The 10,253-nt window shown below is 61.9% G+C and carries 14 protein-coding genes and 1 pseudogene; 2 read left to right on the plus strand and 13 right to left on the minus strand.

Annotation, left to right across the window (positions count from 1 at the left end):
• The 3 genes from ABSB13_RS15755 to ABSB13_RS15765 form a co-directional block, all read right to left on the minus strand.
• A partial coding sequence (locus ABSB13_RS15755) for a glycosyltransferase family 39 protein (protein WP_428110203.1) occupies positions 1-940 on the minus strand: 940 nt, incomplete at its 3' end.
• Between the two features lie 11 nt (positions 941-951).
• On the minus strand, positions 952-1,188 hold the full coding sequence (locus ABSB13_RS15760) for a hypothetical protein (RefSeq protein ID WP_428110205.1): 237 nt from the start codon (positions 1,186-1,188) through the stop codon (positions 952-954).
• A gap of 283 nt (positions 1,189-1,471) precedes the next feature.
• Entirely contained in the window at positions 1,472-1,678 is a 207-nt protein-coding gene (locus ABSB13_RS15765) for a hypothetical protein (protein WP_428110206.1), read from the minus strand.
• Positions 1,679-1,958: 280 nt separating this feature from the next.
• Here ABSB13_RS15765 and ABSB13_RS15770 point away from each other — a divergent pair, with 280 nt between their 5' ends.
• Positions 1,959-2,345, plus strand: coding sequence for a hypothetical protein (locus tag ABSB13_RS15770; protein WP_428110207.1), 387 nt, complete (start codon positions 1,959-1,961; stop codon positions 2,343-2,345).
• A 276-nt stretch (positions 2,346-2,621) separates the two neighbouring features.
• On the opposite strand, the gene ABSB13_RS15775 is transcribed toward ABSB13_RS15770, so the two are convergent.
• The 7 genes from ABSB13_RS15775 to ABSB13_RS15805 form a co-directional block, all read right to left on the minus strand.
• A complete protein-coding gene (locus tag ABSB13_RS15775; protein ID WP_428110209.1) occupies positions 2,622-3,068 on the minus strand; it encodes a hypothetical protein in 447 nt (148 codons plus the stop codon).
• Entirely contained in the window at positions 3,065-3,469 is a 405-nt protein-coding gene (locus ABSB13_RS15780) for a hypothetical protein (RefSeq protein WP_428110210.1), read from the minus strand. Before ABSB13_RS15780 ends, ABSB13_RS15775 begins: the two co-directional genes overlap by 4 nt.
• Before the next feature lie 344 nt (positions 3,470-3,813).
• Entirely contained in the window at positions 3,814-4,113 is a 300-nt protein-coding gene (locus ABSB13_RS15785) for a hypothetical protein (protein WP_428110212.1), read from the minus strand.
• A 361-nt stretch (positions 4,114-4,474) separates the two neighbouring features.
• Positions 4,475-5,287 carry a hypothetical protein gene (locus ABSB13_RS15790; protein ID WP_428110213.1) on the minus strand — a complete coding sequence of 271 codons (813 nt, stop codon included), beginning with the start codon at positions 5,285-5,287 and terminating at the stop codon, positions 4,475-4,477.
• 78 nt (positions 5,288-5,365) lie between these two features.
• Positions 5,366-5,500, minus strand: coding sequence for a hypothetical protein (locus ABSB13_RS15795; protein WP_428110215.1), 135 nt, complete (start codon positions 5,498-5,500; stop codon positions 5,366-5,368).
• Between the two features lie 13 nt (positions 5,501-5,513).
• A complete protein-coding gene (locus ABSB13_RS15800) occupies positions 5,514-5,723 on the minus strand; it encodes a hypothetical protein (protein WP_428110216.1) in 210 nt (69 codons plus the stop codon).
• A 13-nt stretch (positions 5,724-5,736) separates the two neighbouring features.
• On the minus strand, positions 5,737-5,952 hold the full coding sequence (locus ABSB13_RS15805) for a hypothetical protein (protein WP_428110217.1): 216 nt from the start codon (positions 5,950-5,952) through the stop codon (positions 5,737-5,739).
• 302 nt (positions 5,953-6,254) lie between these two features.
• On the opposite strand from ABSB13_RS15805, the gene ABSB13_RS15810 reads away from it, so the two are divergent.
• Positions 6,255-6,737 (plus strand): hypothetical protein, encoded by a 483-nt coding sequence (locus ABSB13_RS15810; RefSeq protein WP_428110219.1) that lies wholly within the window; start codon positions 6,255-6,257, stop codon positions 6,735-6,737.
• Between the two features lie 12 nt (positions 6,738-6,749).
• On the opposite strand, the gene ABSB13_RS15815 is transcribed toward ABSB13_RS15810, so the two are convergent.
• The 3 genes and pseudogenes from ABSB13_RS15815 to ABSB13_RS15825 all read right to left on the minus strand — a co-directional run.
• Positions 6,750-6,983: a hypothetical protein gene (locus ABSB13_RS15815; RefSeq protein ID WP_428110220.1), complete on the minus strand. Its 234-nt coding sequence runs from the start codon at positions 6,981-6,983 to the stop codon at positions 6,750-6,752.
• 966 nt (positions 6,984-7,949) lie between these two features.
• A complete protein-coding gene (locus ABSB13_RS15820; RefSeq protein ID WP_428110221.1) occupies positions 7,950-10,007 on the minus strand; it encodes an AAA family ATPase in 2,058 nt (685 codons plus the stop codon).
• A 23-nt stretch (positions 10,008-10,030) separates the two neighbouring features.
• A pseudogene (locus ABSB13_RS15825) lies at positions 10,031-10,253 on the minus strand (hypothetical protein); the annotation flags it as partial.

The raw sequence follows: 10,253 nt of genomic DNA on the forward strand, positions 1-10,253 counted from the left end.
CGATAAGCCGGTAGTGGCTTGCATAGCCCGGCACGCCCAGGCGGTGAATGACGGTCGCAACTCCCGGCGATACCGCGACCATCAGCAGCGGAAACACGACCGCCAAAGCGAGCAACCGGACGGCAGCCTGGCGAGACACCGTGAGGCGCGGCGACGACAGCAGCACCACCGGCAGCAAAGTCATCCCGGACATGGTCCAGAGCGCGCCGACTCTGACCTGCAGCAATATTCCGGTGAGCACGGCAAGAAGGAACGGCGCAGCGAATGCGACTACGATCATCCGACGTTCCGCTTCGGCCGGCCACAACGTATCTTTGAGTGCCGTCATGCCGGGTCGTGCGGCGATCAAGGTGAAAGCGATCGGCGCGGCGATGTAGCCGAGCGCGCTGACGATGAAGATGAAACCTGATCCAATTGCGTTCGCGAACGTCGACGGATGCACCGCAAGTGCATAATGGAAGGGCGCGAAATTGTGAGCTACGACCCAGACGACGTGCGGTGCAAATAACAAGGTAAAGACGGCGACCGTCACCCAGGGCGCCGGAGAACGCAGATAGGCGCCGCGGCGTGAATCGGTCACCGCGGCAATGGCAAGTCCGGCGAGCAGAAAAATCGACCAATATTTGCCCAGCATTGCTGCTGCGGCGCCCGCTCCGGCGAGCACGGCCCATCCGGCCCGGCGCGTGTCGAAGGAGCGCAGGAAAAACCACGTCGTCAACGCCCAGAATGGAATCAACACAGCGTTGGCGTTGAACCTCAGCGCGTGAAAATTGTAGAACGGCACGAAGGTCAGCAGTACGAGGCCGACCACGCGCTTCTCGACGGTTAGGTAGCGTGCCGAAATGCGCCAGGCGATCCACAGCGCCACCGTCGCCGAAATCACCGCGAACAGATAATACGTCCAGGGCCTGGTTGGCATCACGCTGAACCAGGCACGCACCAGCCATGCCCCTAGCGGTGGGTGTTTCGGCGTCCCGAGAGTGACCTGGTGCGACCAGGCGAAATCTCGCCCATGTCGAAGTGAACGTCTTGGCTGCTATTGGAAATCACGGCGTAAAGCCACCAGGCGGCGGCATACCCGCAAAGCAGAAGTGCCATGGCGCTCTCGCGGCGCGCCGGATCGATCACGGCATCGAACAGTCGTTCGAGGCGATTGTCTACGGCTCTGACAAGATCAGTCGTATTCATAGGCGCGACGGCACGGGGCGCTCTGGTTTGTAGCGCTTGGATTGGCCAATGGCTCCGCCGTGCCTTCGATGTATACCGCGCTTGGCCGCTGCCAAAATCGCGGCGAGCTTCCGGTGCTTCGGCATGACAGACACCCTCGACGCAAACCAGAGTAGCACAACTATCCAGCGCGCGCGCCGCATGGGCGGCGGCCAAACTGCTGACCCGCGACGAGGCGCGGGCGGCTGGCGTTCAACTTCGCCAAGCTGCCGGAGCTGCTGCGGCGGTAAGCCCAGCCGACACCCTACCTCCCTAGGTACAGGCCGCCGACCGTCGTAGCGGCGTCCGCACCAGCAGGCCCCGCCAAAGTCGGAATACCCCTGAGTTCCTCCAGGGCGCTGTCCAACATTGCGAAAGTTTCAGTCTGTGACAGCACTCCTTTGTGCTCAAGCGTGCGCAATAAATGCTTGAGCGCGATCATCAAGCCGTATGCGCGACCATCTTCGATCATTGTTTATCGATCCTTCCTGCCAACCGTAACCTTAATCTCAAACCGCAATGGAATGTTGGGAAGTGGCGTGCTCCGGGTTTTGTGGGGCAGCGGCGCTTGAGTTGCAAGTAGCGACTGCCTGCCCTGGGCCCCAAGCGTTGCGCTCCCATTCGCCAGCCGCGCTTGGGGTTCCTGCTTTTGCGAAGCCCAACGCACTCTTCGTGCCGCCCATCGGCAACGATCTGTTTACATTGGTACGACAAGGTTGGGCCTTTGTAGCGCGACCCGCGAAGGAGAACACATGAAGACAGAATTAAAGTCACTAGACGCGTTCGAAGGCAACATTCGCACCATGGTACGTGACCTCAGATCACCCAGTTCAGCTGGGCTTTGCGACGACATCCTCGCTGCTGCAGCAACCTCCATCGAAGATATTGAGAAGCTGATCGAGGAACTGCAGATCGCGCGTGACTATCTCAAAGCTGAAGGCGACCGCGTGCACCGGCTAACGACCCGGTATGCGCACCTTACTCAGACCGCATCGGCCTCAGTCAAGATTATCTCCGAGAGTCTAGGCAAATGGCACGTACAGGACTCGTCCGACAAAATCCATGCGGCGAGTAGCGAGGCGGTGTCCCCGGGCATAGTTCCTGGCGTCCAAGTGCTCCCAGAGGCGAACCAACGGTAGCAATGGCGTCCCGGCGGCTAGAGTCGGCATCGTTGGTAGCGTTGCGCGGGGCGAGCATTGCCGCCGGGTAACCGCGCCGTAACCATGACCTCAAAGCACAGTGGAATGTTTGGTAGTGGTGTGCTCCGATTCTTGCCAGAGGCAAACCTCACTCCACGTCAATCTGCGACCCACTTGCCTCTGGGCCCCAAGCGCTGGCGCTCCCATCGCCGCGGCGCTTGGGGTTCCTGTTTGCGTAGCGGGGCGAGCATGCCGCCGGCCCCGCGCTTGGTCGGTCTAGGCTACGCGGAGCATTTCGCCGCGGTAGAATTTGATTTGGTCGGCAAGTTCCGTGACGAAGCCGATCGCAAGAGCATCAACTTTTGGTTCGCCGTTCGCGTATTTTCCAGCTGGGCCGGCTTTTATCATGTCGGCGACGATATACGCGATCAGCGATGCTCCAATGTTGTATTTTAGAAAACCCACCGCGAGGCGAGCCCAATCACGTCCTTGCGCAAAGTCTTCCTGATACTTGCCAGACGGCTTAACGGACCAAAAGCGGTGACCATTCCCACCGCGTTTGCCCGGCCGCACGAAGGGTAATGCCACGAACTTTGAGTCATAGTGCTTATCGACTTTGCCGGTTAAGGTCACCGCAGCGGGATGGTGGAATAGGTCGTTGCCCGATAGATACTGCGCTGATTTTGCGGACTTCCCTTTGGTTCGCTTGCTCGTGGCGGTCATGACCGCACCGCCATCGCTTGCAGGGTTTTCGCAAGGTTCTTATGCAAAATCACTTCCCATGGAAGTTTGTGCCTGTCTATCCACGCTTCGCCGTCCGGCCAGCCAGCGCCATCATAATTTGTCACAAACTCCGCAGCGTAGGCGAGAATGGCCGCGACACCTCCAATCGTCGTGGGAGAGATGTTGACTAAAGCGGCGTCGAGGCTCTCACAGAGCCTATCGAATTCTTGGGCCGCCTCTTCGTTGCCTTCGCTCGCCATGGACCAAGCGCGCCGGTGTTTCTCGATCGCCGCAAGGATCGGATCAGGTTCGGGCGGAATTACGCCGGCCGGGAATGCTAGCGCCGGGCCGGCTGCTGCCCCGGCCAGGATGGCGCGGCGGCTAAGATTGGCATGTGACATTGCTTCGTCTCCTTGTGCTGTGGGTGAATGCCACGCCAAGGCGGGAAGCCGTACAGATTCGTGGTAATTGAGGAATCGGTCATCGTCAGCCCGCCTATGGCTACGGTGGCAAGTGGTGGCGGGTCGCTAGTAACGGCCCGCCACTGCGCATTATGATAGGGCCCAAGTTAACCGAGCGTCAACTGCCTGGGGGAAGCCCCGGAAAATATGAGCTGCTGGCGCATGCGCGGCCGTCGCGCATCGGGCCGCTCTCTTGTCGTTTGCCTTCTCGAAAGTGTGAGGCAACAAAGATCAGCCACAACGTTCGCAAAACTTTCCGCATGGTTATTTGCCCGGCGCCCGTCTCAGCCCTCTTCGGAGGCGGCAACAGCCGCGGGCTGCGGGCTGACAATCTTCATCGGTTGTGCGGCGCTGCGCCCGCTGAGATCGATCACAAAGCCCGCGCGAACCTCGACGTTCAAATTCACGCTGGCGTCAGCGGTTGGCTTGATGCCAGCCACCCCGAGCGAGAACTTCGCGGCGTCGAGACTGACGTGCTCGCTCTTGCTGTCCAAAAGCTGATTCAGGCGTGCCGCTGCGCGGCCGGCACCCATGGCGACGACGCGCGCGGCCTTATCGCGGAGGAACGCGGCGACGTGAGGCAACGCGAGACTTCTCGAAAAATATTCCCTGGAAATTCCCGCTCTTTTGGCTGCGATCGTCAGCGTGCGAGCTCGGCCGCTCACGTAGTGGTCGATTGCCTCGCGGACGCGCTTGGGAATCGGGCGCTTCCGTGGCTCTGGCAATGCTGGCGTCTCTGTCATCGCGGCCCTCAGTGCCCAGCGCTGGCGAGCGCGGCGCGTCCCGCCTGCATTTCATACAACGAGACGACGCGCGCGGGTGCCGGTTGACGTGAACGCCAGTAGATCGTCGCGAAGCACTCGGCGCACATTGGGACGCGGTGACCCTCGCGAATGGAACCGGCACGATGCTCGCCGCTCACGTCGCAAATGCAGCAAACAAACATCACCGCCCACGACCTCCTCGAGCGGCGGCCGCATCCTGCGCGGCGCGCTTTTGCAAAAAGCTCATGTTTTCGTAGCCCGGAATCTTACCGGTGGTTTCCTGCTGCTGGCGGCCGCTTTGGCTATAGTCGGCGCCGCCCTGGCCGGAGAATTGCTGCATGATGCCTTCGAAGGCTTCGACCATCGAGGCGACGGGATAATTTTTCAACTGCGCAACAATCAAATCCCCCTTGTTGCCGATTCGCGCACGCATCCAAGTGCCAATCGCGTCGATTCGGTTCTGCGCGGCCGAGCCGAGCTTGGCGAGCTCGGCACCGCGCGCTTGCGCAAGTTGCTGGTGCTGACCAATTTGTGTCGCCGCGTACACGCCGAGCATGTCGCTGAAAGTTTCTTGGTCGACGCCGCGGGCGTGTGCCAATTGCCGGAACCGCTGGAATTCCGGGGAGCGCTGATCGAATTCAAACGTGACGCCTTCCGGCGATTTGAAGTCGGCCGGTAGCTTGACTTCGTACTTGTCCGGCGACGCGGGCAACGCAGCTTTGCGCGCATCCTGTTCGACCTTGTGTGCGATCGCTTCGCGTATCTGTTCCGGCGTGAAGCCCTCGATCGTCTGGGTTCCGCTGCCGTCGCCCTGCTGGCTGCGCTGCGCGTCGCTTTGTTGATCGCCAGTTCCCGCGTCCTGTTGCTGCGGGCGCCCGCGTGCATCGAGCGCAGGACTATGGCCGCGGCTGCGCGGGTTCTCGGGAATGCCAGGCCTACTGTATTCGGGCGGCGGATTCGCCGGCTTCGAAACGGGATTGAAGGCCGGATGCAAATCGCCGCCGCCTCCCGCGCCCTGCGAATTTCCTGCGCCCGAACCGGCGCCACTGTTTGTTTGATCGGTCATTTTATTTCACGCGCCTTTGTGGTTCTGTTGCAACGACAAACGGCGGTGGCGGCTCGCTGCGACCTTGGCCCAACGTTCGGCTTTCTCGGCCGTATCGACCGCCTTATTGTGGCGATAGGCGTCCTTCTCGGTCCACGTCATTGTCGTTCCTCCATCATTTCGCGGCGTTGGACGTGAAGGCCCACGTCGCGCTGCCGGCGCCGAAGCCTGCGTTCACGGTGCCGCTTTGGGCGTTGTTGCCGCCAGTACTGCGCGCCTGCTGAATGGCCATTTTGCAGAGTTGATCCAGCGCTTCGAGTTCGGCGTTGCGCGAAACCGGCGCGCTGTTCAAGGTCGCGGTCACGGTCAAGGTCGGCGTCGCCATTGACGTTGCTCTCCTACGCCGCGTCGGCGGATGATTCGTCCGCCGCGATCCGCAGCGTCGCAAACAGTCCGTCGCGCTCAAAGTCAGCTTCCCCGCCGATCGAAATCCGCTCGACCACGGTGCGCCCAAACGCAACGGCCGCGTTCCGTCGATGCTGCTCCTCATAACCGTTGGGGCGATCGGGCCAATCGGGGTCGTGGATGGTGACGTGGTACATCCTGCCGCTCATGCCGCCTCCGACCGTTGCTCGGCCGGCACCGGCAGCCGCACTGCTCGCTGATCCAATAGCTGCAGGATCGCCAGCCGCGCTAAGGCCGCAGAACTCAAGCCCGCCTCATCGGCAAGAGCGCCAAGTTGAGCCCGACGCTCAGCCGAAAGTTTGATCTCAAACCGTGCGCTCATGCGGTCATGCTACGGGTGCCAGCCGTAACCGCAACGCACCAGTACGATCGGACAACGGCCGGCTCTTGTCGAATTGCGGCAAATCAGTGCAGAGCGTTGCGTCGCCCGTGCCTCCCTTCGGGAATCGGAATGAACGACTCCGACGTTTACGCCTCGCCGGCCCACAAAGAGGCGCTGCTAAACGCCTTGGCGGAGAGAGCCGCCGAACTCGGCTACAGCCACGCGAGTTTAGAGGACGTGTGCGGGCTGGCGCAGGGGCACGTGGGGAAGGTCTTCGGGCCGTCGCGATCGAAGGGGCTTGGCTTCGACACGTTCTATCTGTTGTTGCCCGCTCTCGGGCTAAAATTTATCCTCGCGACCGATCGAGACGCCTTGCACCGCTACGCCGAGCGCGGCCTAAAACGCAACGGCAATCAGGCGCGCGTAGGTAACCTCGCTCAACAGCAGGTCAGTAAGCGCATCATAAGCCGGGTCCAGCGCTATTTCGGGCTGCGGTCCGCAGCGGCGCGCAAAAGAAAAATTGCTCAGGACGCCATCGAAGTAAACGGACGGAGAGCCGGCGCCGCCAACGGCAAAGCGAACACGGCAGAGCGCGCCGCCGTCGCTCGATAACCGTTCCCTCCGTCAACCTCGATGATGGCGATACCAACTCGCGCGCGATACGCCAGCAGCGACCCAGGGCTTGACTGGCGTCTCTGAGACGGCTGTCTCATCCGCAGGCTTGGCTTTGCGATACCAGGTCGCACGTGAGACAGGATCGAGAGATACCCCGCGGCTGCCCGGCATCGGATTAAACTCGAAACCAGTTTCAAGCTGGCGCCCGGCAGCATACCGGCGCAGGATTTGCAGATCGGTCATGAGGCCTTCGTGCCCTAATTTGCCACTCCCCGCCAAGCGCCACGCCCTCACGTGTCGTTTCCGAGAAAAAATTAATGCGGCAAGCCCACAATTGCCCGCCAGAAGCCCGCCAGTGCGCCCGAGCCCTCAACCGGTAAAACCACCCCTCCCCCTGCAGCCGACGAATCCACGACTCGCCAGCAGCCCCAGCGCCCCATCGCAGGATCAAAGGGGCAGACGGGCGATAACCTCCACAAAGGAAAAATAACTACACGGTGTGTGCGGCATACAGGCGGCGGTTTCGCTTGGTTTTTGCCCCTGCCGGGTGCCGGGTGCCGGTCCGCGAGCTCAATCGTGCCGCCGGGAAGGTCCCATCGGCCTCGCGCGGGTGCGCACGCGGCTTCCTTCTCTGCCTCTCGGTGATCGCGCGCCCGTAAAGCCTCGCCGGGCCGGAATCGGCGCCGGCCGCGTCACCCCGCGCTGACTTATCACTGACACGGATAGTCGATCTTTTCGGAATTGCGCGATTAGCGCGGTTTTTGCGTCAGGGTAAGCGGTTTAGGCAACCGCTAGACGTCGGAGTAGCCTTCCTTTATCGACGCTGACACACTGCTGACGCGATCGAAAGCACCACACAAAACCACTGACGCGCCTGGCAATCGACCGCGCACCGCGCCGCCCCGATGCTCGAGCTCGGCGTTTCCGCAATTTCGAGCCAGCGGCGATGGGTTTTGCTCGCGAGCGTGTGAGAAATACCCCTTTGCCCTCTCTGTGTGACATTGGTTGGCGCCTGACTGTCGAACTTTTCTATCGATGGATGCGCAACGCTCGCGGTCTATCGGCGGGTCACTTCTCTGCATCACGGCCTATCGCTGTCCGGACACCGGACACACGGACACCCTTATAGGGGGGTGTCCTGTCCTGTCCGGGTAGTGTCTGCGGACAGAATTTGAGTTGTCCGGGTCTGTCCGGGTCTGTCCGGGTGGTTCACATGATCCATGCGTAATCGCCCCATACACCGATCAATTTTGCTATTTGGAGGTCTTTCACTGCCCGGACAAAAGCCTTGCGCTTGCTGTCCGGTTCGTCGCTTTCGGTGATTGATCCCTGGTAGGCATAGCTGCGCCACGTCTCGATCGAAATTGTCCGGGTATTTGGAGGGATATGGTTGCTTGCCGGCGCGACCGATCCGGCCTCGTCGATCGCCTTGCGGAGCAATTCGAGCGCGACGGCTTTGGCCCCCTTCACGGGCCGGCGCTGGCTACTTGTCATCGGCTGCTCTCCCGGCAGCACAATAAGCGTGGTGATCTCGTCTCCGTCCGGGTCGATGCCGACGGTCACGGGCTCGAGCCGACAGTAAACTTCGGTGCCTTCCGCGAAGTCCTTGGCGTATTCCACGGCGACGATCACTTCGCCCGCCTCGCCGCGCTTGACGGCGAGCTGGCTCTCGACGCTGCCGGTGAGCGACGTGTGACCGCGCGGCCGGGTCGCGTCGATCCCGCAATGGTGCACGATGATGACCGCGCTACCGAGTTCGCCAGCGAGCCGATCGGCGGCGCCCAGATAGCGCGCCATGTCCTCGTCCTTGCTCTCGGAGCCCACGAGGCTGCGGTTGAGCGTGTCGATGAAGATCGCGCCTGGCATGACGGCGCCGATCTGCGCTTTTATCTCGGCGATCAGAGCCGCCACGTCGGCGATCAGGTCGAGCCGAACGAGGATCAGATAGAACGGCGCCGCGGTGACGTTATGGTGGCGCCTGAACGCCTCGATTCGCGCCGGTAAGCCATGCTGGCCTTCCAACGCGATATAGACGACGGGTGCTTGCTGAACGAGGCGCCCGCGGTATTCCCAGCCGAGCGCGATGTGCATCCCCACGTCGACCGCCCAGAATGATTTGCCGCACTTTGGCGGTCCCCACACGACGGCTAAGCCGCTGCTCGCGAGCAATCCCTTGACCAGATAGCCGCGGTGCTCGGTGTCGACCCGGATCTGATCGAAGGCGAGAAGCGGAAATTTGTGAGGCCCGCGCGCCCCTTCCTCATGTTTTGCGGGCGTCGGCTCGTCGCTGCCATGCTCGCTCTCGCTCGCCGGCGGTTCATCTGAGCGGTCGCCCGCGCTGTCCGGCGCCCAAACCGCAGCCTGTGTTTCGATCAGCCGCCAAAATTCATTGACTGTGTGTCCCGCAGCCGCCCAATCGATTACGTCGTCTTTGGCCGCCAAGTTGGGCAGCTCAAGAATGCGAACGCAAACAGCGACGTCCTGCAGCGAAGCGGCGACGAGCTCGGCGTGCTCTCGGCCGGCGGCATCGTTGTCGGGCAAAACCACAATGTCGGCGCCGCGCAGGTGTTCTGAATGTTCGGGCCGCCATTTCTTGGCGCCCTCGGCGCAACAGGTTGCCGGTACATTCCAAGAGCGCAACAGGTCGACTTTAGCCTCGCCCTCAACGATGAGAATCGTCTGCTCGTTGCCGACCGCCTCGAGCAACTCCGGCAGGCGGTACGGCACGAGGCGTACGCCGTCGACGTTCCAGACCCATTGGCCTGGCTGCTTGGGATCCGGGCGCCGTTGGCGGAAGGTCTTTTTTCGCTTGCCCTCTTTCGTCAGCACGAAGCTGCCGTCTGGATTCTGAAACTCGACGCGCTGCGTCTGGAACAGCAGGGCGCCGGCTTCGTCGGCGTAGCTGTAGGTCGCGGCGACAACCTTCTTAAATTCGTCGTTCCCTTTCGCCGTCGGCAGCGGCCCCGTTTTGCCGTTGAGCTTCGGCGGCGGCTCGCCGGCCAGCAGGGTGCCCGCGGTGACAAAATCGCAGCCGTCCAGATGTTCAACGAGCGCGATCCCATCGCCGCCTTTGCCACACCCCCGACAATTCCAAACTTGCTCGACCGTATTGATGGCGAAGCGATCAGTGCCGTCGCATCGCGGGCACGGGCCAACGAGTTCCTTGCCTTGGCGCTTCAGCTTGATGCCGCGCCGGGCGAGCTCCTTCTCGATCGGAACGCTCTTTGCTTTTTGCTTCCATGCCTCAAAAGCGGCGTCGGTTCTCATTGGTCGTTGTCCAATAATGCTGCTCATGCCACCGGCTCCAACGTGGTGATCCGGTTGACTGCGCCAGCGGATGGAGTTGGTCCGTTTGGCAGCGCCGGCGCCGGCATTGCTTCGCCGTCGGCGGGCGGCAGCCGAGAAAGCGCATCGAGCGCAGCGGCGAGCGGCCCGCTTGGGTTTCCGCGAGCGTCGCGGCTCAACGCCTTGCGCAAGACTTCGGCCGGGCACCCGAATTGCAATGCCAGCGAT

The organism is Binatus sp. (SeqCode) (genome assembly GCF_050013435.1).
In the GTDB taxonomy this organism is placed as follows: Bacteria; Desulfobacterota; Binatia; order Binatales; family Binataceae; genus Binatus.

Excerpts from the sequence above, each read along its gene's own strand:
- ABSB13_RS15760 (WP_428110205.1), bottom strand. The coding sequence starts at position 1,188 with ATGAATACGACTGATCTTGTCAGAGCCGTAGACAATCGCCTCGAACGA.
- ABSB13_RS15765 (WP_428110206.1), bottom strand. The coding sequence starts at position 1,678 with ATGATCGAAGATGGTCGCGCATACGGCTTGATGATCGCGCTCAAGCAT.
- ABSB13_RS15770 (WP_428110207.1), top strand. The coding sequence starts at position 1,959 with ATGAAGACAGAATTAAAGTCACTAGACGCGTTCGAAGGCAACATTCGC.
- ABSB13_RS15775 (WP_428110209.1), bottom strand. The coding sequence starts at position 3,068 with ATGACCGCCACGAGCAAGCGAACCAAAGGGAAGTCCGCAAAATCAGCG.
- ABSB13_RS15780 (WP_428110210.1), bottom strand. The coding sequence starts at position 3,469 with ATGTCACATGCCAATCTTAGCCGCCGCGCCATCCTGGCCGGGGCAGCA.
- ABSB13_RS15795 (WP_428110215.1), bottom strand. The coding sequence starts at position 5,500 with ATGACGTGGACCGAGAAGGACGCCTATCGCCACAATAAGGCGGTCGAT.
- ABSB13_RS15800 (WP_428110216.1), bottom strand. The coding sequence starts at position 5,723 with ATGGCGACGCCGACCTTGACCGTGACCGCGACCTTGAACAGCGCGCCG.
- ABSB13_RS15805 (WP_428110217.1), bottom strand. The coding sequence starts at position 5,952 with ATGAGCGGCAGGATGTACCACGTCACCATCCACGACCCCGATTGGCCC.
- ABSB13_RS15810 (WP_428110219.1), top strand. The coding sequence starts at position 6,255 with ATGAACGACTCCGACGTTTACGCCTCGCCGGCCCACAAAGAGGCGCTG.
- ABSB13_RS15815 (WP_428110220.1), bottom strand. The coding sequence starts at position 6,983 with ATGACCGATCTGCAAATCCTGCGCCGGTATGCTGCCGGGCGCCAGCTT.
- ABSB13_RS15820 (WP_428110221.1), bottom strand. The coding sequence starts at position 10,007 with ATGAGAACCGACGCCGCTTTTGAGGCATGGAAGCAAAAAGCAAAGAGC.